This is a genomic window from Streptomyces sp. NPDC053048, assembly GCF_044547045.1.
Taxonomy (GTDB): Bacteria; Actinomycetota; Actinomycetes; order Streptomycetales; family Streptomycetaceae; genus Streptomyces.
Map to the genome: position 1 here is coordinate 279,436 of NZ_JBITZS010000010.1, position 23,450 is coordinate 302,885.

General features: G+C 72.0%; 20 protein-coding genes. 15 read left to right on the forward strand and 5 right to left on the reverse strand.

What is annotated here, in order from left to right:
* Positions 1-8: 8 nt before the first annotated feature.
* Complete coding sequence (locus ACIG36_RS27230) at positions 9-989, reverse strand: 4-hydroxy-3-methylbut-2-enyl diphosphate reductase (protein ID WP_399933090.1); 981 nt, start codon at positions 987-989, stop codon at positions 9-11.
* Positions 990-1,065: 76 nt separating this feature from the next.
* Between ACIG36_RS27230 and ACIG36_RS27235 the strand changes: the two genes are divergently transcribed.
* The 4 genes from ACIG36_RS27235 to ACIG36_RS27250 all read left to right on the forward strand — a co-directional run bounded on the left by ACIG36_RS27235 (position 1,066) and on the right by ACIG36_RS27250 (position 4,733).
* Entirely contained in the window at positions 1,066-2,469 is a 1,404-nt protein-coding gene (locus ACIG36_RS27235) for an APC family permease (RefSeq protein WP_399933093.1), read from the forward strand.
* Positions 2,470-2,535: 66 nt separating this feature from the next.
* A complete protein-coding gene (gene xseA, locus ACIG36_RS27240) occupies positions 2,536-3,789 on the forward strand; it encodes an exodeoxyribonuclease VII large subunit (RefSeq protein WP_399933096.1) in 1,254 nt (417 codons plus the stop codon).
* Between the two features lie 10 nt (positions 3,790-3,799).
* On the forward strand, positions 3,800-4,036 hold the full coding sequence (locus ACIG36_RS27245) for an exodeoxyribonuclease VII small subunit (protein ID WP_399933099.1): 237 nt from the start codon (positions 3,800-3,802) through the stop codon (positions 4,034-4,036).
* Positions 4,037-4,142: 106 nt separating this feature from the next.
* A complete protein-coding gene (locus ACIG36_RS27250; protein WP_399933102.1) occupies positions 4,143-4,733 on the forward strand; it encodes a malonic semialdehyde reductase in 591 nt (196 codons plus the stop codon).
* 63 nt (positions 4,734-4,796) lie between these two features.
* Here ACIG36_RS27250 and ACIG36_RS27255 read toward each other — a convergent pair whose 3' ends face one another.
* Positions 4,797-5,333, reverse strand: a complete 537-nt coding sequence (locus ACIG36_RS27255) for a DUF4245 domain-containing protein (RefSeq protein ID WP_399933105.1) — start codon at positions 5,331-5,333, stop codon at positions 4,797-4,799.
* Positions 5,334-5,534: 201 nt separating this feature from the next.
* On the opposite strand from ACIG36_RS27255, the gene glpX reads away from it, so the two are divergent.
* Positions 5,535-6,566: a class II fructose-bisphosphatase gene (gene glpX, locus ACIG36_RS27260; RefSeq protein ID WP_399933108.1), complete on the forward strand. Its 1,032-nt coding sequence runs from the start codon at positions 5,535-5,537 to the stop codon at positions 6,564-6,566.
* Positions 6,567-6,650: 84 nt separating this feature from the next.
* Here glpX and ACIG36_RS27265 read toward each other — a convergent pair whose 3' ends face one another.
* The gene (locus ACIG36_RS27265) at positions 6,651-7,007 is read right to left on the reverse strand and encodes a WhiB family transcriptional regulator (protein WP_399933111.1); all 357 of its coding nucleotides are present in this window, start codon (positions 7,005-7,007) and stop codon (positions 6,651-6,653) included.
* A gap of 459 nt (positions 7,008-7,466) precedes the next feature.
* Here ACIG36_RS27265 and ACIG36_RS27270 point away from each other — a divergent pair, with 459 nt between their 5' ends.
* Entirely contained in the window at positions 7,467-9,149 is a 1,683-nt protein-coding gene (locus ACIG36_RS27270) for a fumarate hydratase (protein WP_399933114.1), read from the forward strand.
* Between the two features lie 146 nt (positions 9,150-9,295).
* Here ACIG36_RS27270 and ACIG36_RS27275 read toward each other — a convergent pair whose 3' ends face one another.
* Positions 9,296-10,822, reverse strand: a complete 1,527-nt coding sequence (locus ACIG36_RS27275; protein WP_399933116.1) for a ricin-type beta-trefoil lectin domain protein — start codon at positions 10,820-10,822, stop codon at positions 9,296-9,298.
* 107 nt (positions 10,823-10,929) lie between these two features.
* Between ACIG36_RS27275 and ACIG36_RS27280 the strand changes: the two genes are divergently transcribed.
* From ACIG36_RS27280 to ACIG36_RS27295, 4 genes are all read left to right on the forward strand, one after another.
* Positions 10,930-12,324 carry a class II fumarate hydratase gene (locus ACIG36_RS27280; RefSeq protein ID WP_399933119.1) on the forward strand — a complete coding sequence of 465 codons (1,395 nt, stop codon included), beginning with the start codon at positions 10,930-10,932 and terminating at the stop codon, positions 12,322-12,324.
* Positions 12,325-12,437: 113 nt separating this feature from the next.
* Positions 12,438-13,136 (forward strand): DUF402 domain-containing protein, encoded by a 699-nt coding sequence (locus tag ACIG36_RS27285; RefSeq protein WP_399933122.1) that lies wholly within the window; start codon positions 12,438-12,440, stop codon positions 13,134-13,136.
* A 93-nt stretch (positions 13,137-13,229) separates the two neighbouring features.
* Positions 13,230-13,940 carry a class I SAM-dependent DNA methyltransferase gene (locus tag ACIG36_RS27290; protein WP_399933125.1) on the forward strand — a complete coding sequence of 237 codons (711 nt, stop codon included), beginning with the start codon at positions 13,230-13,232 and terminating at the stop codon, positions 13,938-13,940.
* Positions 13,941-13,997: 57 nt separating this feature from the next.
* Positions 13,998-16,004: a SpoIIE family protein phosphatase gene (locus tag ACIG36_RS27295; RefSeq protein ID WP_399933128.1), complete on the forward strand. Its 2,007-nt coding sequence runs from the start codon at positions 13,998-14,000 to the stop codon at positions 16,002-16,004.
* A gap of 84 nt (positions 16,005-16,088) precedes the next feature.
* Here ACIG36_RS27295 and ACIG36_RS27300 read toward each other — a convergent pair whose 3' ends face one another.
* Entirely contained in the window at positions 16,089-18,374 is a 2,286-nt protein-coding gene (locus tag ACIG36_RS27300) for a transglycosylase domain-containing protein (RefSeq protein ID WP_399933131.1), read from the reverse strand.
* A gap of 240 nt (positions 18,375-18,614) precedes the next feature.
* Between ACIG36_RS27300 and ACIG36_RS27305 the strand changes: the two genes are divergently transcribed.
* The 5 genes from ACIG36_RS27305 to ACIG36_RS27325 all read left to right on the forward strand — a co-directional run bounded on the left by ACIG36_RS27305 (position 18,615) and on the right by ACIG36_RS27325 (position 23,416).
* Positions 18,615-19,550: an SPFH domain-containing protein gene (locus ACIG36_RS27305; RefSeq protein ID WP_399933134.1), complete on the forward strand. Its 936-nt coding sequence runs from the start codon at positions 18,615-18,617 to the stop codon at positions 19,548-19,550.
* Positions 19,547-19,825, forward strand: a complete 279-nt coding sequence (locus ACIG36_RS27310; RefSeq protein WP_399933136.1) for a hypothetical protein — start codon at positions 19,547-19,549, stop codon at positions 19,823-19,825. Before ACIG36_RS27305 ends, ACIG36_RS27310 begins: the two co-directional genes overlap by 4 nt.
* A 62-nt stretch (positions 19,826-19,887) precedes the next feature.
* Positions 19,888-20,415, forward strand: coding sequence for a PadR family transcriptional regulator (locus tag ACIG36_RS27315; protein WP_399933139.1), 528 nt, complete (start codon positions 19,888-19,890; stop codon positions 20,413-20,415).
* Positions 20,412-21,098, forward strand: a complete 687-nt coding sequence (locus tag ACIG36_RS27320; protein ID WP_399933142.1) for an ABC transporter ATP-binding protein — start codon at positions 20,412-20,414, stop codon at positions 21,096-21,098. Before ACIG36_RS27315 ends, ACIG36_RS27320 begins: the two co-directional genes overlap by 4 nt.
* A complete protein-coding gene (locus tag ACIG36_RS27325; RefSeq protein WP_399933145.1) occupies positions 21,095-23,416 on the forward strand; it encodes an FtsX-like permease family protein in 2,322 nt (773 codons plus the stop codon). The genes ACIG36_RS27320 and ACIG36_RS27325 overlap by 4 nt, the downstream gene beginning before the upstream one ends.
* The last annotated feature ends 34 nt before the right edge of the window (positions 23,417-23,450 follow it).

The following is a 23,450-nucleotide window of genomic DNA, read 5'->3' on the forward strand; positions in this document are numbered from 1 at the left end:
GGGCCGGATCACCCCTCGGTGGCGGCCTTCGCCTCGGCCCGCAGGTCGCGGCGCAGCTCCTTCGGCAGCGAGAAGGTGATGCTCTCCTCGGCGGCCGTGACGACCTCGACGTCGCCGTAGCCGCGCTGCGCGAGCCACTCCAGCACGCCGTCCACGAGGACCTCCGGCACCGAGGCGCCCGAGGTCACGCCGACCGTGGAGACGCCCTCCAGCCAGGCCTCGTCGATCTCCTCTGCGTAGTCGACCAGATGGGCGTCCCGCGCGCCGGCGCCCAGCGCCACCTCGACGAGCCGCACGGAGTTCGACGAGTTCTTCGACCCGACGACGATCACCAGATCGGCCTCGGCGCCCATCTGCTTCACCGCGGTCTGACGGTTCTGCGTGGCGTAGCAGATGTCGTCGCTGGGCGGCGAGAGCAGGTTGGGGAAGCGGCCCTTGAGGGCGTCGACGGTCTCCATGGTCTCGTCGACCGACAGGGTGGTCTGGGAGAGCCAGACGACCTTGTTCTCGTCGCGGACCTCGACCTTGGCCACGTCCTCCGGCCCGTCGACGACCGTGATGTGGTCGGGCGCCTCGCCGCTGGTGCCGATGACCTCCTCGTGGCCCTCGTGACCGATCAGGAGGATGTCGTAGTCCTCCTTGGCGAAGCGGACGGCCTCCTTGTGGACCTTGGTCACCAGCGGGCACGTCGCGTCGATGGTGGCCAGCTTGCCGCGCTTGGCCTCCTCGTGGACGACCGGGGCGACGCCGTGCGCGGAGAACATCACGATGTTGCCCTCGGGGACCTCCTCGGTCCGCTCGACGAAGATCGCGCCCTTCTTCTCCAGCGTCTTGACCACGTACTTGTTGTGGACGATCTCGTGCCGTACGTAGACGGGGGCGCCGTACTGCTCCAGCGCCTTCTCGACGGCGAGCACGGCACGGTCCACGCCCGCGCAGTAGCCACGGGGGGCGGCGAGCAGAACCTTGCGGGCGGGAGTGGCAGTCATGCGGTCCATCGTAAGGGCCCGGCCCCACCGGCGTGGCCCGGCCACCGGCCCGTGCGGCGCACGAATACTGACATCCATGGCGACACCCGATCCCGATCCCGGTCCCCATCCCGATCCCCTGGCGAAACCCGGCGACGGCACCGCCACCGGCACCCTGCGCCGCACCCTCACCTTCCGCGACCTCGTCGTCTACGGCCTGCTGTTCATCGCCCCCATGGCGCCGGTGGGCGTCTTCGGCACGCTCGTCGCCAAGGCGCACGGGGCGGTCGCGCTCGTCTACCTCGTGGCGACCGTCGCGATGGCCTTCACGGCCTACTCGTACGCGCAGATGGTGCGGGTCGCCCCACGGGCGGGCTCGGTCTACACGTACGCGCGCGTGGGGCTCGGCGAGGGTCCGGGGTTCATCGCGGGCTGGATGGCGATGCTCGACTACCTGCTGATCCCGGCGGTCGCCTACCTCTTCTCCGGCATCGCCATGCACGCGCTGGTGCCGTCCGTCCCCGGCTGGGTGTGGACGGCGGCCGCGGTGCTCGTGACGACCGCGCTGAACCTGACGGGGGTGCGGGCCGCCGCGCTGGTGGGCTTCCTCGTCCTGGCCATGGAGATCGCGGTGCTGGCCGTCTTCGTCGTGGCGGCGGCGGTGGCACTCGCGCAGGACGGCCCCCGCCGCGACTGGCTGACGCCGCTGACCGGCGAGGGCGGCTTCGACCTGGGCGCGGTGCTGGCGGCCGTGTCGGTGGCGGTGCTGTCGTACCTGGGCTTCGACGCCATCGCGTCGTTCGCGGAGGAGTCGGCCGGCGGCTCGGAGAAGGTGGCGCGGGCTGTCGTCACCTGCCTGGCCGTGGCGGGCGTGCTGTTCGTCCTCCAGACCTACCTGGCGGCGCTCCTCGCCCCGATGTCCCCGGCGGAGCTGGCGGCGGAGCCGGCGAGGCAGGGGGCGGCGTTCTACGACACGGTCGACACGGCGACCGGAGCGTGGCTGCACGACCTGGTGGCGGTCAGCAAGGCGATCGGCGCGGCCTTCGCCGCGCTGGCCGGGCAGGCGGCGGCGGGGCGCCTGCTGTTCGCGATGGCGCGCGACCGCCGTCTGCCGGGCCTTCTGGCGAAGGTCGACCGGGGCTCGGGCGTACCGCGCCTCGCGCTGCTGGGGGCGGCCGTCGTGACGCTGCTGGCCGCCGTGTGGGCGGCCCGGCGGGACGACGGCCTGGACCGGCTGGTGTCGGTGGTGGACGTGGGGGCGCTGTGCGCGTTCGCGCTGCTGCACATGTCGGTGATCGGCTGGTTCGGGGTGCGGGGGCGGGGTGACCGGGTGGGGGTCGTCCGGCATGTGGTGGTGCCGCTGGTGGGGCTGGCGGTGGTGGTGGCCGTGATCGTCTCTGCGTCCTGGACGGCGCTGGTGGTGGGTGGGGTGTGGCTGGGGGTGGGGCTGGTGGTGCTGGTCGGTCGGCGGTGGTTTCCGGTGCGGGCGGGTGTGGGCTGAGCCCAGCTGGTGGCTGAGGTTCCGTGCTCGCCCCCCACTGTCGGTCCCCACCGATACGCTCGGCCCATGGCTGTGACCACCTCCCCCGACACCCCGCTGCCCGTCGGCCAGGTCTCCCGCCTCATCGGCGGCTGGATCGACCGTCTCGGCGCCATCTGGGTCGAAGGGCAGATCACCCAGCTCTCCCGTCGGCCCGGCGCCGGCGTCGTGTTCCTGACGCTCCGCGACCCCTCCCACGACGTCTCCCTCTCCGTCACCTGCTACCGCGCCGTCTTCGACCGCGTCGCCGACGTCGTCTCCGAGGGCGCCCGCGTTGTCGTCCACGCCCGGCCCGAGTGGTACGCCCCGCGCGGCCAGCTCTCCCTCCGGGCCGCCGAGATCCGACCCGTCGGCGTCGGCGAGCTCCTGGCCCGTCTCGAGCAGCTCAAGAAGTCCCTCGCCGCCGAAGGCCTCTTCGCGGCGGACCGCAAGCGCGCCCTGCCCTTCCTGCCCCAGCTCATCGGCCTGGTCTGCGGCCGTGCCTCCGCCGCCGAGCGCGACGTGCTGGAGAACGCCCGGCACCGCTGGCCCGCCGTCCGCTTCGAGGTGCGCAACGTCCCCGTGCAGGGCGTGCACGCGGTGCCGAACGTCATCGAGGCGGTCCAGGAGCTGGACGCGCACCCCCACGTCGACGTGATCATCGTGGCGCGCGGCGGCGGCAGCGTGGAGGACCTGCTGCCGTTCTCGGACGAGCAGCTCGTACGGACGGTGGCCGCCTGCCGGACGCCCGTCGTCTCGGCGATCGGGCACGAACCGGACACCCCCCTGCTCGACCTGGTCGCCGACCTGCGCGCGTCCACGCCCACGGACGCCGCCAAGCGGGTCGTACCGGACGTCGGCGAGGAGCTCACCCGCGTGCGTCACCTGCGCGAACGCGCCCTGCGCTGCGTCACCGCGCACCTGGACCGCGAGGAACGCGGCCTGGCGGCGGCGCGGGCGCGCCCCTGCATGGAGCGGCCGCACCGGATGGTGGACGAGCGGGAGGAGCAGATCGAGGCGCTGGCGGCCCGGGGCCGCCGCACGCTGGGCCACCTGCTGGACCGGGCGCAGTCCGAGCTGACGCACACCCACGCGCGCGTGGTCGCCCTGTCTCCGGCGGCGACGCTGCGCCGCGGCTACGCGGTGCTGCAGCACGCGGACGGCCGGGTGGTCCGGGCGGCCGGCGAGGTGGCCCCGGAGGAGGAGCTGCGGGCGCGGGTCGCGGAGGGCGAGTTCTCGGTGCGGTCCGTCGCCACCCCCACGTCTCCTGTCACACCGCCCGGTGTCACACCGCCCGCTTAGGCTGTCGGCCATGGCGACAACAACGGACGCGCTGGGCTATGAGCAGGCTCGTGACGAGCTGATCGACGTGGTGCGCCGGCTGGAGGCCGGCGGTACGACGCTCGAGGAGTCGCTGGCCCTGTGGGAGCGCGGCGAGGAGCTGGCGAACGTCTGCCGCCGCTGGCTGGAGGGCGCGCGGGCGCGCCTCGACGCGGCGCTGGCCCAGGAGGAAGGCGCGTCGGGGGACAAGGAGCCCAACGCCGACTGAGTCGCCCTCGAGGCGGCGATCATCAAACGTTTCATCCCTGTGACCTCCCTCTCAGACGCCCTTGATTTAGTTGAAAATTCATCCATCTTCTTCCTACAGTGGCGTCATGACCTTCACCCTTGACTCCGCCGCCCAGGACCTCCTCTTCCGCGAGGCCCACACCGCCAACACCTTCTCGGCCGAGCCGGTCTCCGAGGAGCAGATCCAGGCGATCTACGACCTGATCAAGTTCGCGCCGACCGCCTTCAACCAGTCGCCGCTGCGCATCGTGCTGGTCCGCTCCGCCGAGGCCCGCGAGCGCCTGGTCCCGCTGATGGCCGAGGGCAACCAGGCCAAGACCGCCGCCGCCCCGCTGGTCGCCATCCTCGCCGCGGACAACGAGTTCCACGAGGAGCTGCCGGCGCTGCTCCCGCACTTCCCGCAGGCGAAGGACCTCTTCTTCAGCGAGCGCCCGGTCCGCGAGCAGTCCGCCACGCTCAACGGCGCCCTGCAGGCCGGTTACTTCATCCTCGGCATCCGCGCCGCCGGCCTGGCCGCCGGCCCGATGACCGGCTTCGACTTCGCGGGCGTCCAGAAGGAGTTCCTGGACGACGACCACACCCCGCTGATGATCATCAACATCGGCAAGCCGGGCGAGGACGCCTTCTACCCGCGCTCGCCGCGCCTGTCCTTCGAGCAGGCCGTGCAGACCGTCTGAACACCATCGGGATGTGCCGGAACCCGGGCCCGTGGGCCCGGGTTCCGGCACATCCCGATGTCCTTACTTGGCCTTCTCGGCCTTGAGCGCCGCCGCCATCTCCGTCAGCCGCTCGTGCGACGCGGTGCCCGTGACCACGGTCGTCACCCCGCGCTCCTCACGCACCAGGGCGTTGTACTTCGGCCCCTCGTAGCGCTGCCAGACGACGTCGCCCACCTTCTGCGTCCTGCCCGTCTTCTCCGCGCGCTGGCTCGCACTGTCGATGAAGGGGCGGGCGGGCCCGTCGCTCTGCTCGACCGCGACGTACTGCGTCTGCGGGTCGAGGAAGCCCAGGTGCCAGACCGAGCCCTCGGCGCCCTGGGGCTTGTACGAGACCGAGGTCGCCCGCCAGCCGTCGCCCAGCCCCTCGGGGGCGGCCACCGCGTACGGGGCCGCGCGCCGGGCGGTGTCGAGCTCCACCCGGTAGCTGACCGTCCGCACCGGGTCCTTGCTCTCGTCGTGCGGGATGAAGACGTAGCTGACTCCCGCCACGGGGATCACCACCGCCATCGCCAGCAGCATGTTGCGAATCGTCTGCGCCTTGGGGTTCCTACCTGCCACGCCCCTATCGTCCCCCATGCCCCACTCGATCTTGACGGCGACCTGGGGACCGCCACGGCGGCGGTCTTTACGCCGCTCATGCGTGGGGTGCCCTGCTCACTCTGGCAATGAACCGATAAAGTCATCACACCCTCACCCTCCTGGCCCACCGGGCACCGGAGGGGACCACACGGCCGCCGCCGTACAGAAAGGTCCGCCCCGATGACCGATCATCATCTGCCGTCCCAGCTCGAGGTCAGCCCCGAGGCGCCCGACCGCAACCTCGCGCTGGAGCTCGTCCGCGTCACCGAGGCCGGCGCCATGGCGTCGGGCCGCTGGGTGGGCCGTGGGGACAAGAACGGCGCCGACGGCGCCGCCGTACGGGCCATGCGCGCACTGATCCACACCGTCTCGATGAACGGCGTGGTGGTCATCGGCGAGGGCGAGAAGGACAACGCCCCCATGCTCTACAACGGCGAGCGCGTGGGCGACGGGACCGGCGCGGAGTGCGACGTCGCCGTGGACCCGGTGGACGGTACGACGCTGACCGCCAAGGGCATGGCCAACGCCGTCTCCGTGATGGCCGTCGCCGAGCGCGGCACCATGTTCGACCCGTCCGCGGTGTTCTACATGGACAAGCTCGTCACCGGCCCCGAGGCCGCCGACTTCGTCGACATCGACGCCCCGGTGGCGGTCAACATCCGCCGCATCGCCAAGGCGAAGCGTTCCGCCGTCGAGGACGTCACGGTCGTCGTCCTGGACCGCCCGCGTCACAACGGTCTCGTCAAGGAGATCCGCGAGGCCGGCGCCCGCATCAAGTTCATCTCCGACGGCGACGTGGCCGGCGCGATCATGGCCGCCCGCGAGGGCACCGGCGTGGACCTGCTGCTGGGCGTCGGCGGCACGCCGGAGGGCATCATCGCGGCCTGTGCGATGAAGTGCCTCGGCGGCACCATCCAGGCCAAGCTGTGGCCCAAGGACGACGAGGAGCGCGAGCGCGCCCTGGCCGCCGGGCACGACCTGGACCGCGTCCTGCACACCGAGGACCTGGTCAGCGGCGAGAACGTGTTCTTCGTCGCCACCGGCATCACCGACGGCGAGCTGCTGCGCGGCGTCCGCTACCGCGCCGAGACGGCGACGACCCAGTCGCTGGTCATGCGCTCCAAGTCGGGCACCATCCGCCTGATCGACTCCGAGCACCGGCTGTCGAAGCTGCGCGCCTACAGCTCGGTCGACTTCGAGCGCCCCAGCTGACGCGCCGAGCACCCCGCATACAACGGGCCGGGCCCTGCCGTGATGATCGGCAGGGCCCGGCCCGTATGGATAAGAAGGCGGATCTCAGCCCGCGGCGGCGATGCGCGTGGTGCGCTGCAGCTCGGCCTCGCGCCGCCGCCGACGGGCCAGCACGACCCGCCGCTCGGCCGCGGTCAGCCCGCCCCAGACGCCGTAGGGCTCCGGCTGGAGCAGGGCGTGCTCGCGGCATTCGACCATGACCGGGCAACGGGCGCAGACGCGTTTCGCCGCCTCTTCGCGGGAAAGCCGGGCGGCCGTCGGCTCCTTTGATGGTGCGAAGAAGAGCCCGGCTTCATCCCGGCGGCACACCGCCTCCGAATGCCAGGGGCCGGCCTGTTCCCGAGCGGAAATCCGCTGGGACGGTACGGCGGCTTCCTGCAGGGGCTGATGCGGTAGCAGCACGGTCTACTCCTGACGACGGCTTTGCTTGGCCGATTGAGTCACCTTTGCCCGCCTCGACGCGCACGGCCATTCGCACCCGCAGCCGTACGAGAGACGATGCACCAAGCTTTACCCGCTGTGCGCGAGCTTATTCACACCGTTGCCATGACCGGAATGCCGCCGGTCACCGGTCGGCCGCGGTCGGCCGTCGCCAGGAGGTTCTTCGGCCGCCGGCCCCGGCGGGGCTTCGCCTCGACACCACCGAAAACAGCAAAAGCCCTCACCCGACGAGCTTCTCGCCGGTGCTCACGCCGGGGCGCACGGAAGCACCGCACGGGCGCACGGGGGCGGATTCCAGGGCCGGGCGGCGAGCTAGTGAGTCTTACCTCACCTGCTCCACCCTTCATCCGGGTTCTACGCTGTTTCAGTGCTGCCGAAGATGTCAGCGCACAGCCGTCTGCCGAGCGAGGAACACCTGAGATGTCGACTGCCCCCCGCCCGACCCACCCTGCGTTCGCCTACACCGACCTGCTCCCCCTGGGCGAGCACGAGACTCCGTACCGCCTCGTGACCTCCGAGGGTGTCTCCACCTTCGAGGCCGACGGCCGGACCTTCCTCAAGGTCGAGCCGGAGGCGCTGCGCAAGCTGGCCGCCGAGGCGATGCACGACATCTCCCACTACCTGCGCCCGGCCCACCTCGCCCAGCTGCGCAAGATCCTCGACGACCCCGAGGCGTCCCCGAACGACCGCTTCGTCGCCCTGGACCTGCTGAAGAACGCGAACATCGCGGCGGCGGGCGTCCTGCCCATGTGCCAGGACACCGGCACCGCCATCGTCATGGGCAAGCGCGGCCAGAACGTGCTGACCGGGGGCGAGGACGAGAAGGCCCTCTCGCACGGCATCTTCGACGCGTACACGAAGCTGAACCTGCGCTACTCCCAGATGGCCCCGCTGACCATGTGGGACGAGAAGAACACCGGCTCCAACCTGCCGGCGCAGATCGAGCTCTACGCGACCGACGGCGGCGCGTACAAGTTCCTCTTCATGGCCAAGGGCGGCGGCTCGGCCAACAAGTCGTTCCTCTTCCAGGAGACCAAGGCGGTCCTCAACGAGGCCTCCATGATGAAGTTCCTGGAGGAGAAGATCCGCTCGCTGGGCACCGCGGCCTGCCCGCCGTACCACCTGGCGATCGTCGTCGGCGGCACGAGCGCCGAGTACGCGCTGAAGACCGCGAAGTACGCCTCCGCGCACTACCTGGACGAGCTTCCCGAGGAGGGCTCGCCGCTGGGCCACGGCTTCCGCGACAAGGAGCTGGAGGAGAAGGTCTTCGAGCTGACGCAGAAGATCGGCATCGGCGCCCAGTTCGGCGGCAAGTACTTCTGCCACGACGTCCGCGTCGTCCGCCTGCCGCGGCATGGCGCGTCCTGCCCGGTCGCCATCGCCGTCTCCTGCTCCGCCGACCGCCAGGCCGTCGCGAAGATCACCGCTGAGGGCGTCTTCCTCGAGCAGCTCGAGACGGACCCGGCGCGCTTCCTGCCGGAGACCACCGACGAGCACCTGGAAGCGGACGGCGACGTCGTGCGCATCGACCTCAACCGGCCGATGGACGAGATCCTCGCCGAGCTCACCAAGTACCCGGTCAAGACCCGGCTTTCGCTGACCGGTCCGCTGGTCGTCGCCCGTGACATCGCACACGCGAAGATCAAGGAGCGGCTGGACGCGGGCGAGGAGATGCCGCAGTACCTCAAGGACCACCCGGTCTACTACGCGGGCCCGGCCAAGACCCCCGAGGGCTACGCGTCCGGCTCCTTCGGCCCGACGACGGCCGGCCGGATGGACTCCTACGTCGAGCAGTTCCAGGCCGCGGGCGGCTCGAAGGTCATGCTCGCCAAGGGCAACCGCAGCAAGCAGGTCACCGACGCGTGCGGCTCGCACGGCGGCTTCTACCTCGGCTCGATCGGCGGCCCGGCCGCGCGCCTGGCCCAGGACTGCATCAAGAAGGTCGAGGTCCTGGAGTACGAGGAGCTCGGCATGGAGGCGGTCTGGAAGATCGAGGTCGAGGACTTCCCGGCGTTCATCGTCGTCGACGACAAGGGCAACGACTTCTTCGTCGACCCGTCCCCGGCCCCGACCTTCACGTCGATTCCGGTGCGGCAGAAGTAACCCCGCGGGGCATTCCCCTACCCGCCCCTTCCCGAAACCGGGGGCAAGCCCCCGGACCCCCGGACCGGCAGAAAATCCAGCCCGTCCGGCGTTTGAGGACCGGGGTCCGGGGCGGAGCCCCGGTTCGGGAAGGGGCGGGGTGGGGACTATGACGCGAAGCGCTGTGACCCCGACCCGTCACACTTCTGCAGCCGCAAGGCATCCTTGGCCGAAGCGAGCGTCAGGCAGAGGCCCGGTGCCGCAACGGGGCTCAGCGCCCCGCCCGAGCGGCTGAACCGCTGGTTCGTCCCGCCGTGGCAGTTCCACAGCGTCACGGCCGCCCCGGCGCGGTACGCGCCGCCCGGCACGTCCACGCACCGGTCGTGGGTCAGCGCGGAGTGCAGCGAGCCGCGCTCCCCGTCGAACCACCACTCCTGGTTACGGCTCCCGGAGCAGGGCCAGCCGCCGACCTTCGTGCCGTTGGCGGAGGCCGCACCGTAGGCGTCCACGCAGGAACCGGCGGCCTCGCCGCGCAGTGGCCGGAACGCGTCGTCCCACGCGCCCTTGTACAGCACCGGCTTGCCCGTGCTCGCCGGGTCGGCGCAGCTCGCCTCCCGGTGGCCGGCCGTGTAGAGCTGCGTCAGGCAGGACGCGAAGGCCCCGTGGCCCCGCTGGTTGGGGTGGAAGGACTGGCGCACGGAGTTCTCGTTCGGCGGGAACGGGTTCGTCACGTCGACGTAGAGCCCGCGCGCCCAGGTGTCCTCCATGCACACCTCGTGGCCGTGGAAGAGGCGGGAGTTGTCGAGGTAGACGGCGTCGGTGTTCCGGGCGGCCTTGCGCATGCCGCGCTCGAAGGCGGGGACGGCGGTGTTGCGGCCCCAGGCGGCGTCGGAGGTGTGGCCGACGCAGCCGTCGAGGAGCTTGCCGCGGTAGCCGGGGTTGTCCTCGAAGTCGGGGCCGATGGGGCTGGGGTAGCCCATGACGACGAGCCTGTAGTCGCCGTTCGCGTAGCCGGCGTCCGTCATCACCTTGCGCAGGTCCCGTACGGTCTGCTCGACCTTGGGCACGAGGCCGTCGACGCGGGACTGCCATCCCGGGGCGTACTTCGGCTCGCAGGGGCCCTGGAGGGTGAGGTAGCGGGTGACGCAGTCGGTCATCACGGGGCCGAACTGCAGGTCGTCGTTGGCGCCGGCGACGAGCAGCACCAGCTTGACGCGCGTATTGCGGGCCTTGACCGCGAGGTTGTCGCTCTGGACGAGCTCGTCCGCGTACTGCTTGCTGCCGCCGATGCGGATGTTGGCGGTGGACGCGCCGGAGCAGGCGACGTTGTAGGTGACGTCGGCGGGTATCCCGGTGCGGTGGATAGCGGCGTCGGGCGAGCGGTGGCACCAGTTGGTGGGGCCGTTCGTGCCCGGCTCGTACGTGCCCACGCCCTCGCCGGAGATCTCGCTGTCGCCGAGGGAGACCAGTGAGGCCTTGCGTGCCTCGAGGGGGCGCTCGGCGGCGTCGCCGTAGAGCCGGACGGACTCGGCGGCGCGGATCCTCTCCAGTTCCGGCGTCAGAGGGGTGGCCGCGGTGGTGGCGGTGGGGGTCCGGGCGGCCGCGGCGGGCCCGGTGACGGTCAGTCCGCCGAACGCGGCGGCGAGCGCCGCGAGCGCGGCGAGGGAACATCGCAGGGTGGGTCTGCGTGTCATGGAGCCTCCCCGATTTCTGTTGTTACTCGCGGTATTTACTAGTCGGTTGTGGCTTTGGGAACAGGACGGACGAGACAGACGCTGTGTTTGTCAGGAGGTAAGTGACCATGACCGACAGCGAGCAGTACCGGATCGAGCACGACTCGATGGGAGAGGTGCGCGTCCCCTCGCACGCCAAGTGGCGCGCCCAGACCCAGCGGGCCGTGGAGAACTTTCCCGTCAGCGGACAGCGCCTGGAGCGGGCCCACATCGCCGCGCTGGGCCGCGTCAAGGCCGCGGCGGCGAAGGTCAACGCCGAGCTGGGCGTGCTCGACAAGGACGTCGCGGATGCCATCGCGGACGCCGCCGCCGAGGTCGCCGAGGGCCGCTGGGACGAGCACTTCCCCGTCGACGTCTTCCAGACGGGCTCCGGCACGTCCTCGAACATGAACGCGAACGAGGTCATCGCCACGCTCGCCGGGGAGCGGCTGGGGCGGCCGGTGCACCCCAACGACCACGTCAACGCCAGCCAGTCGTCCAACGACGTCTTCCCGTCCTCCATCCACATCGCGGCCACGGCGGCCGTCACCGGCGACCTGATCCCGGCGCTCGAGCACCTCGAGGCGGCGCTGGAGCGCAAGGCCGAGGAGTTCGCCGAGGTCGTCAAGTCCGGCCGGACGCACCTGATGGACGCGACGCCGGTGACGCTCGGTCAGGAGTTCGGCGGCTACGCCGCCCAGATCCGCTACGGTGCCGAGCGGCTGCGTGCCTCCCTGCCGCGCCTCGCCGAACTCCCCCTGGGCGGTACGGCCGTGGGCACCGGCATCAACACCCCGGCCGGCTTCTCCGGTGCCGTCATCGCGGAGGTCGCCCGGACCACCGGGCTGCCGCTGACCGAGGCCCGTGACCACTTCGAGGCGCAGGGCGCGCGCGACGGCCTGGTGGAGACCAGCGGCCAGCTGCGCACCGTCGCCGTCGGCCTCACCAAGATCGCCAATGACATCCGCTGGATGGGCTCGGGACCGCGCACCGGCCTCGCCGAGATCAACCTGCCCGACCTCCAGCCGGGCTCCTCGATCATGCCGGGCAAGGTCAACCCGGTCATCTGCGAGGCCGTCCTGATGGTCGCCGCCCAGGTGACCGGCAACGACGCGACCGTCGCCACGGCGGGCGCCGCCGGCAACTTCGAGCTCAACGTGATGCTGCCGGTCATGGCGAAGAACCTCCTGGAGTCCATCCGGCTGCTGGCGAACGCCTCCCGCCTGCTGGCCGACCGGGCGGTGGACGGCATCACCGCCAACGTCGAGCGGGCCCGCGAGTACGCCGAGTCCTCCCCGTCGGTGGTGACCCCGCTGAACCGGTACATCGGGTACGAGGAGGCGGCGAAGGTGGCGAAGAAGTCCCTCGCCGAGCGGAAGACCATCCGCGAGGTCGTCCTCGAATCGGGCTACGTCGAGCGCGGCCTGCTGACGGCGGAGCAGCTCGACGAGGCCCTCGACGTGCTGCGCATGACCCGCCCGTAGGGGCCCTCCCGCGCGCGCACCGGGCCCGGACGGAACGACCGCCGGGCCCGTGGACCGTACCTTTGCGGTATACGTCACGGCGCATGCGTGTCGGCGGCACCTAAGATCTGCGCATGGCAGCGCAGACGACGGACACGGGCAGGGCGGGCGGCGGCGGCCGCTGGGCGCCGGGGGACCACATTCTCTGGCGCTACCGCGGCAACGCCAGACCCGGCACCGAGGGCGGCATCCACATCTGCCGTCCCGTCACCGTCGTCGAGGACACCGACGAGCTGCTGGCCGTCTGGATGGCGCCCGGCACCGACTGCGTCAAGCCCGTGCTCGCCGACGGCACGCCCGTCCACCGCGAGCCGCTGGCCACCCGCTACACCAAGCCCCGCACCACCTCGGTGACCCGCTGGTTCGGACCCGGCGTGCTCAAGCTGGCCCGGCCCGGCGACCCCTGGTCGGTCTGGCTCTTCTGGGACCTCGACTGGCGCTTCCGGAACTGGTACGTGAATCTCGAGGAACCGCTCGCGCGCTGGGCCGGCGGCGTCGACTCCGAGGACCACTTCCTGGACATCGCCGTCTATCCCGACCGCAGTTGGGAGTGGAAGGACGAGGACGAGTTCGCGCAGGCGCAGCGCGCCGGCCTGATGACCGCCGACCGGGCCGAGCGGGTACGGGCCGCCGGGGGCGCGGCGGTCGAGCTGATCGAGTCCTGGGGCGCCCCGTTCACCGCCGGCTGGGAGGGGTGGCGCCCGGACCCCGCGTGGCAGGTGCCGGCGCTCCCGGGCGACTGGGACCGCACCCCCACCCGCGTCGGGGCGTGAACCGGAGCCCAGGGGGTGTTCCCCCAACCGCTTGCCGACTCCCCGCGCGACAACCGTAGGATCGGCCTCCGCGATACTGCACAGCACGGCACGATGAAAGACAGTCACAGTCACAGAAGGGGCGACGCCGTGAGCGGTGACGACCGGCGGGACTACGACGGCTACGCCCGGTTAGGGCTGGACCGCAATGGACAGGCCGAGGCGTTCGACGCCATCGGCGACCGTTACGACGAGGCCTTCCCGCACAAGGAGGGCCAGCTCGAGGCCGGTGCCTGGCTGGCCTCCTCCCTGCCGCCGGGCTCGCGGATCCTCGACGTCGGCTGCGGCACCGGCCTGCCGACGGCCCGTCAGCTCGTCGCTGCGGGCCACAAGGTGGTCGGCAACGACCTCTCCCCGGGCATGCTCGAACTCGCGCGCGTCAATGTGCCGGACGCGACCTTCCATTTGGGCGATCTCGCCGATCTGCGCGACGGGCAGCTGGGCACGTTCGACGGCATCGCCGCCTTCTTCGCACTGCTGATGCTGCCGCGCCCCGAGATCCCGTACGCGCTGCGCATGCTGCACGGGCTGCTGAGACCCGGGGGGCTGCTGGCCCTGTCGATGGTCGAGGCGGACGTCGACGACTACGCGATCCCGTTCCTGGGCAACACGATCCGGGTATCCGGTTACCTGCGGGAAGAACTGCGCGAAGTCGTGCGCGACGCGGGATTCGAGATCACCGGGGAGAGCTCCCCGGCCTACGCCCCGGCCAGTACGGACGTACCACCCGAGATCCAGCTCTTCCTCAACCTGCGCCGCGCCTGACCCACGTGTGCGCCGCCCCCGGGCGGGCGCACAGCCCCGACGGATGGAACCCCACGCGTGACGGAGCACTCCAACTCCCACGGAAGACACCCCTTGCCCCTGCCGGGCCAGGGCAGCCGTGGCGACGACGCCCAGGCGCGCGGCCGCGCCGAGGCGCACGACGCCGCGGCCCGCGGCGAGACGCACCCCGAACCGGTCGGCCCGGAGCCGGGCGAGGCGCATGCCTGCGCCGAGACCGAGCAGATCCCCGCGCCCCGCGCCGGCGGCGACGGCGCGCCGTCCCTCGACGGTCCGCCGGACGGCGGCGGGACCGGGCCCGCCGACGCGGCCCGCACGCCCGCGGGAGGCGCCGGCGGCGGGGAGCGGCTGCGGTTCGTCGGGGCGGCCACCCGGCGCATCGCGCGCGGGATCGACCTCGACGAGATCGTGCTGGGCCTGTGCCGGGCGACGGTGCCGACCTTCGCCGACGCGATCCTGGTCTATCTGCGCGACCCGCTGCCGGTCGGCGACGAGCGGCCGGTGGGCCCGGTCGTGCTGCGGCTGCGCCGCACCGACCGGCTGCCCGAGTACGTGCGCGAGGACCGCGAGGACGGCGCCCCGCAGGAGCGGCGGCCCGACCCCGGCCCGGAGCTGGCCGAGGCGGCCGCCGAGCGGTGCGAGGTGCGCATAGGCGGGCCGCTCGCGGAGGTGCTGCGGGGTGTCAGACCCGTCTTCGGGGACTCCTCAGCCGCGCGGGCGGCCCTGCCCGAGCTGCTCGGCGAAGGCCGGCATGTCCCTCAGGAGCACCGCACCATCCTGGCGCCGCTGCGCGGCCGCCGGCGGGTGATCGGCGCGGCCGTCTTCGTCCGCCGCGCGGACCGGGCGGCCTTCGAGGGCGACGACCTGCTGGTCGCGGCCCAGCTGGCGACCCACACCGCGCTCGGTGTGGACAAGGCGGTGCTCTACGGCCGCGAGGTCTACATCGCGGACGAGCTGCAGCGCACCATGCTGCCCGACTCCCTGCCGCAGCCCACCGGGGTCCGGCTCGCCAGCCGCTATCTGCCGGCGGCCGAGACCGCCCGGGTCGGCGGCGACTGGTACGACGCGATCCCGCTGCCGGGCAACCGGGTGGCGCTGGTCGTCGGCGACGTCATGGGCCACTCCATGACCTCCGCCGCGATCATGGGCCAGCTGCGCACCACCGCGCAGACCCTCGCGGGTCTGGACCTGCCGCCGCAGGAGGTGCTGCACCATCTCGACGAGCAGGCCCAGCGCCTGGGCAGCGACCGCATGGCCACCTGCCTGTACGCGGTGTACGACCCGGTGGCGCACCGCATCGTGATCGCCAACGCCGGCCATCCGCCGCCCGTCCTGCTGCACCGCGGCGGCCGGGCGGAGGTGCTGCGCGTGCCGCCGGGCGCGCCGATCGGCGTGGGCGGGGTGGATTTCGAGGCGGTGGAGCTGGACGCGCCCGCCGGGGCGACGTTGCTGCTGTACACGGACGGTCTGGTGGAGTCCCGGATACGGGACGTGTGGACCGGCATAGAGCAGCTGCGCGAGCGGCTGATCGACACCGCGCGGCTGACCGGCCCGAACCCGCCGCCGCTGGAGCCGCTGTGCGACGAGGTGCTGGGCATGCTCGGCCCCGGGGACCGGGACGACGACATCGCGCTGCTCGCGGCCCGCTTCGAGGGCATCGCGCCGAGCGACGTCGCCTACTGGTTCCTCGACCCGCGCCCGCAGACCGCCCGCCAGGCGCGCCGCCTGGCCCGCCGGGCGCTGACCCGCTGGGGCCTGGAGGAGCTGTCGGACGGGGTGGAGCTGCTGGTCAGCGAGGTGATCACCAATGCCGTGCGGTACGCGGAACGGCCGATCACGCTGCGCCTGCTGCGGACGGACGTGCTGCGCTGCGAGGTGGGCGACGACGTCCCGCAGCTGCCCAGGCTGCGCCAGGCGCGGCCCTCGGACGAGGGCGGGCGTGGGTTGTACCTGGTCAACAAGCTGGCGCGGCGGTGGGGCGCGACGCGGCTGAGCACCGGGAAGGTGGTCTGGTTCGAGCTGGCGCTGCCTTCGCAGGGGCGCTGAGGGCGACGGGCCCGACCGCCGCGGAAAAGCCGACCGGCCGCTGTTCCCCCGTGGGGGACAGCGGCCGGTCGGCGTTCGTGCGGGTTACGGCTGGACCGGGGGCTGGAGCTCCCTGCCGCCGTTGGGCCGGGTGCCGTCGGTCGCGTCGCCCGTCGGCACGGACGGCGTGATCGGCGGGGACGGCGGCTTGGGCGGCGTGGGCTTGCCCGTGGGCCTGCCCGTGGGCTTGCCCGTTCCCGTCGGCTTCGGGGTGCCCGACGGCGACTGCGTGCTCTTCGACGGGGTCGGCGACGGCGTCGGCGAGGCGGGCGCGGACGGCGTGCCCGACGTGGTCGGGGCCGGGCCCTGGACCGAGGTGAAGCCGCTGTCGGTCTCGAGGTCGAACTTGGCGTCGTCGTCCTCGCCGTCGCCGTAGACGGACGAGGTGTACTCGGCCCAGATCCTGGCCGGGTACTTGCCACCGTCGACACGGCCGTTGCCGCCGGTGCCCTTCATCGTGACCTGGGCACCGCCCGGACCCTCACCGAACAGACCCACGGTGGTGACGAGGCCGGGGGTGTAACCGGCGAACCACGCGGACTTGTTGTCGTCGGAGGTACCGGTCTTGCCGGCCACCTGGTAGGCGGGGTTGGCCACGACGCTCGCCGTACCGTCGTCCACCACGCCGGTCATCACGGAGGTCAGGCCGTCGGCGGTGTTCCGCTCGACGACGCGGTCGCCGATGGTGTTGGGCAGCTTGAAGGCCTGGCCGCGCAGGGTCGCCGCCTTGACGATGCTCGGGGTGGTCTTCTTGCCGTGGTTGTTCAGCGTGGCGTAGACGCCGGCCATCTCCATCGGGCTGGCGCCCATGGAGCCCAGCGACATGGCCGGGGTCTCCTCGAAGTCGCTCTTCATGCCCAGGTCGACGGCGGTCTTCTTGACCTTGCTCATGCCGACGTCGACGACCATCTGGGCGAAGACCGAGTTGATCGAGTCGTTCATCGCCTTCTGCACCGTCACCGGCCCGTAGCTCCGGTCGTCCTCGTTCGGCGGCGCGTACGGAATCGGGCTGCCCTTGACCGGCCGCTCGCTGGTGCCGTCGTAGATCGTGGAGGACGTGATGCGCTGCTTGTCCTGGGTCGTGGAGTCGTTCTCCAGCGCCGAGGCCAGGATCAGCGGCTTGAACGTCGAGGCGGGCTGGTAGTCCGCGCGGGTGGCGTTGCTGATCTGGTGGCTCGCGAAGTCCGCGCCGCCGTAGAGGGCCACGACCTTGCCGGTCTTCGGGTCCACCGAGACCGCGCCGGCCTGCACGTGCTTGTCGACCTCGCGGAGCTTGGGGTCGAGGTCGTCGAGCAGCTGCTTCTGGACGGCCTTCTCCAGCGCCGCCTGCTTCTTGGGGTCGATGCTGAGCGTGACGGTCCAGCCGCCGGCGGCGAAGATCTGCTCGGCGTCCTTGGCGCTGCGGCCCTCCTGCATCAGGTCGCGGATGATCTCCTTCTTCGCGGCCTCGATGAGGTAGCCGTTCTGGCCCTTCAGGCCGGCGGCGGACTTGGGCTTGCCCGGCTCCTTGAACTGCATGCTCTGACGCTTGCCGGCGTCGAGCCAGTTCTGCTCGACCATCTTGTCCAGGACGTAGTTCCAGCGCTTCTTGGCGTTGAGCTTGCCGGCCTCGGTGGAGGCGGGGCCGAAGTCGTACTGGCTCGGGGCCTGCAGGAGGGCGGCCAGGTAGGCGCCTTCCTCGAGGCTGAGCTTGTCGACGTCCTTGTTGTAGTACGCCCGCGCCGCGGCCTGGATGCCGTAGGCGCCCCGGCCGTAGTAGCTGGTGTTGAGGTAGCCCTCGAGAATCTCGGGCTTGGTCTTCTCGTCCTGGACCTTCAGCGAGATGATCAGCTCCTTCACCTTGCGGGTGACGGTCTGACTCTGGTCCAGGTAGTAGTTCTTGACGTACTGCTGGGTGATGGTCGAACCACCCTGCTTGCCACGGCCCATGACCGTGTTGAGGATGCCGCGGGCGGTGCCCTTCAGGTCGACGCCCGGGTCGTTGTAGAAGTTCTTGTTCTCCGCGGCGACGACGGCGCGCTGGATGACCTCCGGCACCTTGGCCAGCGGCACTTCCTCGCGGTTGACCTCACCGATGCGGGCGATGGTCCTGCCGTCGCTCGACTTGTAGACATTGCTCTGCAGCTTGGCCGCGGAGTTGCCCTTGGGCACGTCCACGTAGAGGTAGAGCGCGTAGAACGCGCCCGCCCCCAGAGCGACCACGGCTATGCAGTAGGCCAGCAGCTTCTTCCAGGTGAAGAACCGGCGTATGCCCTTCTTCTTGGGCTTCTTGCCACCCGTCGCTGGGCGACTGCCCTTGTTCTGCGCCTGTCGCGCTTGCCCTCGGCCCATCTCTCCCGTAGCTCCAGTCCGTCCGCCCCCAACCCAGCTCACGAAGCTAACACCGCAACTGCCATCAAACGCCCATCGATCACGGCAATAACGGACGTGACATACAGCACCCCGGCCGGCGGGAACCGGGCACGGCGTAGTGCGGAGAACCGTACAGGGCGATAATGTGCTATCACTTTGATAGACAGCCGAAAGCGCGCGACGGACCTCGCGCGCCGACCAGAAAACGGGGGGCGCACCATGTCCGCGACCAGCACCGGGAACACGTCGACCACCAACCGCCCACCTGTGCGCGAGTTGCCCGCCAACGACATAGGCGGCGGACTCGCGCTGCTGCTCGGCCTGGTGGGGCTGCTCGCCGGTGCGGGCACCGTCGCGCTGGGTGTCGTCACCAGTTCGCACGTCAAGGGCGGTGTGACGGCCGCGCTCGTGGCCGCAGGCATCCTGATCGCCCTCGGCGCGATCATCGCGATGAGCGGGCTGAACACGATCGCCCCGGGCCAGGCCAAGGTCGTCCAGCTCTTCGGCCGTTACCGGGGCACGATCCGCACCGAGGGGCTGCGCTGGGTCAACCCCTTCACCAGCCGCGAGGAGATCTCCACGCGGGTGCGCAACCACGAGACGGCCGTACTGAAGGTCAACGACGCCTACGGCAACCCGATCGAGCTGGCCGCCGTCGTCGTATGGAAGGTCGAGGACACCGCGCAGGCGCTGTTCGAGGTGGAGGACTTCCAGGAGTTCGTCTCCACGCAGACCGAGGCGGCCGTGCGGCACATCGCCATCGAGTACCCCTATGACGCGCACGACGAGGACGCGCTGTCGCTGCGCGGCAACGCCGAGGAGATCACCGAGAAGCTCGCCGTCGAGCTCCACGCGCGCGTGGAGACGGCCGGCGTGCGCATCATCGAGTCCCGCTTCACGCATCTGGCCTACGCGCCCGAGATCGCCTCGGCCATGCTCCAGCGGCAGCAGGCGGGCGCGGTCGTGGCCGCCCGCAAGCTGATCGTCGAGGGCGCGGTGGGCATGGTCGAGCAGGCCCTGGACCGCATCAGCGAGCATGAGATCGTCGAGCTGGACGAGGAGCGGAAGGCGGCCATGGTCAGCAATCTGATGGTGGTGCTGTGCGGTGACCGGGCCGCCCAGCCCGTCCTGAACACCGGCTCCCTCTACCAGTGACGGACACACCCCGTCGCGGACGGCCGCAGCAGCGCAAGCAGGTGCTGCTGCGGCTCGACCCGCTTGTCCACGACGCGCTGACGCGCTGGGCCGACGACGAGCTGCGCAGCGCCAACGCGCAGATCGAGTTCCTGCTGCGCAAGGCCCTGACGGACGCCGGCCGGATGCCGAGGGAGGCGGGCGCGATGCGCAGACGCGGCCGCCCGTCAAAGGCCGAGCAGGCAGAGCAGGCCGAGCAGGCGGAGCGGGAGGAGCGGGAGCCGGAAGCCGAATAGTTTCGGCCAACTGTACGCCGTGGGTATACACAGTATGTATACCCACGGCGTACAGTCCTGCCATGTCAATCGGACACGCATTGCTCGGCCTGCTCGAGGGCGGTCCCCGCCACGGCTACGACCTCAAGCGCGCCTTCGACGAACGCTTCGGCCAGGACCGCCCCCTGCACTACGGGCAGGTCTACTCGACCATGTCGCGCCTGCTGCGGAACGGCCTCGTCGAGGTCGAGGGCATCGAGCCCGGCGGCGGCCCCGAACGCAAGCGGTACGCCATCACCGACGCCGGGATCACGGATGTCGAGCAGTGGCTCGCCCAGCCCGAGAAGCCCGAGCCGTACCTGCAGTCGACCCTCTACACCAAGGTCGTCCTCGCCCTGCTGACCGGCCGCGACGCGGCCGACCTGCTCGACGCCCAGCGCGCCGAGCACCTGCGGCTGATGCGCGAGCTGACCCGCCGCAAGCGCGACGGGGACCTCGCCGACCAGCTCATCTGCGACCACGCGCTCTTCCACCTCGAGGCCGACCTGCGGTGGCTGGAACTGACCGCCGCCCGGCTGGACCAGCTCGCCACGACGGTGGTGCGCCCATGACCCCCGCCGGATCGGTCCTGGCCGCCACGGGCTTACGCAAGGCGTACGGTCTGACGACCGCACTCGACGACGCCGACTTCTCCGTCCACCCCGGTGAGGTCGTCGCCGTCATGGGCCCCTCCGGCTCCGGCAAGTCGACCCTGCTGCACTGCCTGGCCGGAATCGTGCGCCCCGACGCGGGCACGGTGCGCTACGGCCGGCACGAGCTGACCGCGATGCCGGACGCCGCGCGCAGCGCGTTACGCCGCTCCGACTTCGGCTTCGTCTTCCAGTTCGGCCAGCTCATCCCCGAGCTGACCTGCGTCGAGAACGTCGCCCTCCCGCTGCGCCTGGGCGGCGCCCGGCGCAGGGTGGCCGAGGCCCGCGCCCTGGAGTGGCTGGACCGCCTCGAGGTGGCCGACTCCGCCGGCCGGCGCCCCGGCGAGGTCTCCGGCGGCCAGGGCCAGCGCGTCGCCGTGGCCCGCGCCCTCGTCACCACACCCCGCGTCGTCTTCGCGGACGAGCCCACCGGCGCCCTGGACTCGCTCAACAGCGAGCGCGTGATGGAGCTCCTGACGGACGCCGCGCGTGCGACCCGGGCCGCGGTCGTGCTGGTCACGCACGACGCCCGGATCGCCGCCTACTCCGACCGCGAGGTCGTCGTACGCGACGGCCGCACCCGCGACATGGCGGGTGCCCGGTGACGTCCTTACGTGCCTGGGCCCGCGACCTGGCCATGGGCGCCCGCTTCGCCGTCACCGGCGGCCGCGCGGGCCTGCTGCGCACCGCGCTGACGGCGGTGGGCACCGGCATCGGCGTGGCCCTCCTGCTCTTTCTGACCGCGCTGCCGCAGGCGCTGGACGCCCGGAACACCCGTGCCATGGAGCGCGGGATCGGCTTCCGGACCGCCGACCGGCCCGGGGCGGCGACCCTGCTGGCCCAGGAGGCCGACACCGTCTACCGGGACCGGACCGTCCACGGCCGGCTGCTGCGGCCCGAGGGGCCACGCGCACCCAGGCCGCCGGGCGTCGCCGCGCTGCCCGCGCCCGGGGAGATGGTGGTCTCCCCCGCCCTGCGGGACCTCCTCGCCTCCGACCGCGGGGCGCTGCTGCGCGAACGGCTGCCCCACCACGTCACCGGCACCATCGGCGACCGGGGCCTCATGGGCCCCGACGAACTCCTCTACTACGCGGGGGACGACCGGCTCGTCGTCCGCACCCTGCCCGCCAACGGCCCCCGGCGCATCACCGCCTTCGGCAGGGACTACGGCGAACCCCAGCCGGACGCCGCGGTGGCGCTGATGGCCGGCCTGGCCTCCGCCGCCCTGCTGCTGCCGGTGTGCGCGCTCGTCGCCACCGCCGTGCGGTTCGGCGGCGAGCGCCGCGACCGCAGGCTCGCGGCACTGCGGCTGGTCGGCGCGGACCACCGCACGACCCGCCGGGTCGCGGCGGGCGAGGCCATGGCCGCCTCGCTGGCCGGGCTCGCGATCGGTGCGGGGCTCTTCCTCTGCGCGCGGCCGTTCGCGCCACGGCTGTCCCTGCGCGGCGTCGGCCTCTTCCCCGCCGACCTCACGCCGGGCACCGCCGCCCTCGTCGTGATCCTGCTCGGGGTGCCGCTGACGGCCGTCGTCATCTCCCTGTTCGCGCTGCGGCACGTGGCCATCGAGCCGCTGGGCGTGGTGCGCGAGGCGACGCGCCGCAGGCGCCGGCTGTGGTGGCGGCTGCTCCTTCCCGCGGCGGGCCTGGCGATGCTGGTGCCGTACGTCCTGCGCCGTCCCCCGTCCACCGGCATCGTCCTCGGCCAACCGAGCCTGTGGGCGGCGCTCAGCGCGGGGCTGCTGCTCCTGGGCGTGGTCACATTGCTGCCGTGGCTCGTCGAGGCCGTCGTGGGGCGGCTGCGCGGCGGGCCGCCGTCCTGGCAGCTCGCCACCCGGCGGCTGCAGCTCGACAGCGGCCCCGCCTCCCGCGCGGTCACCGGGATCACGATCGCCGTGGCCGGTGCGATCGCGGTGCAGATGCTCCTCGCCGGAACGACGACGGCCACGCCGTACCGCGGCGCCGACCGGGACGTGATGCGCGTGGTCCTGCCGCTGGGCGGCAAGGACGACGCACAGGCGATCGCCGAAAGGTTCGGCCGGGCGCCGGGCGTGCGGTCGGCGGCCGGCTTCGTCAGCACCCACGCGCACACGGCCGGCGGCAACGACGTCGTCCCGCTCCACGTCGCCGACTGCGCCACCCTGCGACGGATGGCCGGGCTGGAGTCCTGCGAGGACGGCGACGTCTTCGTGGCCGCCGGCGACAGCCCGCGCCGCCCGAGCGAGGTCCGGCCCGGCGAAGCGCTCGCTCTCGAGCGGGAGGGAAAGGCACCGGAGCGCTGGAACGTGCCGGCGTCGGCTCCCGTCGTGATGCCGCGCCAGGCACCCGAGTTCCTCCCGGCCGACCTCGGCGTCCTGGCCACGCCCTCCGCCCTCGACGTCCGCGGTCTGCCGGACGCCACGGCCGGCGTGCTGATCCGGCTCGGCTCGCCGTCCCCGGACGCCGTCGAGCACGTCCGCAACACCGCCGCTGCCCTCGCCCCCGCCGCGGAGGTCGACTTCACGGAGTGGGTGGCCGAGCCGGACCACGACACCGAGTACGCGGTCATGCTGAGCGCCCTTCCCTGGGCGGCGGCCGTGACCCTGGGGCTGGTCGGCACGAGCCTGATGCTGGCCACGCTGGAGCAACTCCGCGAGCGCAGGCGCCCGGTGGCCACGCTCGCCGCGTTCGGCACGAGCCGGTCGACCGTCGCCTGGTCCCTGGTCTGGCAGACCGTGATCCCGGTGGTGCTCGGCATGCTGCTGGCCGTCGCCGGGGGGCTCGCGCTGGGCCGGGTGATGCTCTCGGTGGTGGACGCGCCGGTGCGCGACCGGTTCGCGTTCCTGCAGGTCGTGGGGCTGGGGGCCGGCGTCATCGCCCTGGTCACGCTCGCCGCGCTGCCGCCGCTGTGGCGGATGATGCGCCCGGACGGGCTGCGCGCCGAATAGCCCCGCCGATACCGGTAAGGGGCGCCGCACAGGG

Excerpts from the sequence above, each read along its gene's own strand:
- ACIG36_RS27230 (WP_399933090.1), bottom strand. The coding sequence starts at position 989 with ATGACTGCCACTCCCGCCCGCAAGGTTCTGCTCGCCGCCCCCCGTGGC.
- ACIG36_RS27235 (WP_399933093.1), top strand. The coding sequence starts at position 1,066 with ATGGCGACACCCGATCCCGATCCCGGTCCCCATCCCGATCCCCTGGCG.
- xseA (WP_399933096.1), top strand. The coding sequence starts at position 2,536 with ATGGCTGTGACCACCTCCCCCGACACCCCGCTGCCCGTCGGCCAGGTC.
- ACIG36_RS27245 (WP_399933099.1), top strand. The coding sequence starts at position 3,800 with ATGGCGACAACAACGGACGCGCTGGGCTATGAGCAGGCTCGTGACGAG.
- ACIG36_RS27250 (WP_399933102.1), top strand. The coding sequence starts at position 4,143 with ATGACCTTCACCCTTGACTCCGCCGCCCAGGACCTCCTCTTCCGCGAG.
- glpX (WP_399933108.1), top strand. The coding sequence starts at position 5,535 with ATGACCGATCATCATCTGCCGTCCCAGCTCGAGGTCAGCCCCGAGGCG.
- ACIG36_RS27270 (WP_399933114.1), top strand. The coding sequence starts at position 7,467 with ATGTCGACTGCCCCCCGCCCGACCCACCCTGCGTTCGCCTACACCGAC.
- ACIG36_RS27275 (WP_399933116.1), bottom strand. The coding sequence starts at position 10,822 with ATGACACGCAGACCCACCCTGCGATGTTCCCTCGCCGCGCTCGCGGCG.
- ACIG36_RS27280 (WP_399933119.1), top strand. The coding sequence starts at position 10,930 with ATGACCGACAGCGAGCAGTACCGGATCGAGCACGACTCGATGGGAGAG.
- ACIG36_RS27285 (WP_399933122.1), top strand. The coding sequence starts at position 12,438 with ATGGCAGCGCAGACGACGGACACGGGCAGGGCGGGCGGCGGCGGCCGC.
- ACIG36_RS27290 (WP_399933125.1), top strand. The coding sequence starts at position 13,230 with ATGAAAGACAGTCACAGTCACAGAAGGGGCGACGCCGTGAGCGGTGAC.
- ACIG36_RS27300 (WP_399933131.1), bottom strand. The coding sequence starts at position 18,374 with ATGGGCCGAGGGCAAGCGCGACAGGCGCAGAACAAGGGCAGTCGCCCA.
- ACIG36_RS27305 (WP_399933134.1), top strand. The coding sequence starts at position 18,615 with ATGTCCGCGACCAGCACCGGGAACACGTCGACCACCAACCGCCCACCT.
- ACIG36_RS27315 (WP_399933139.1), top strand. The coding sequence starts at position 19,888 with ATGTCAATCGGACACGCATTGCTCGGCCTGCTCGAGGGCGGTCCCCGC.
- ACIG36_RS27320 (WP_399933142.1), top strand. The coding sequence starts at position 20,412 with ATGACCCCCGCCGGATCGGTCCTGGCCGCCACGGGCTTACGCAAGGCG.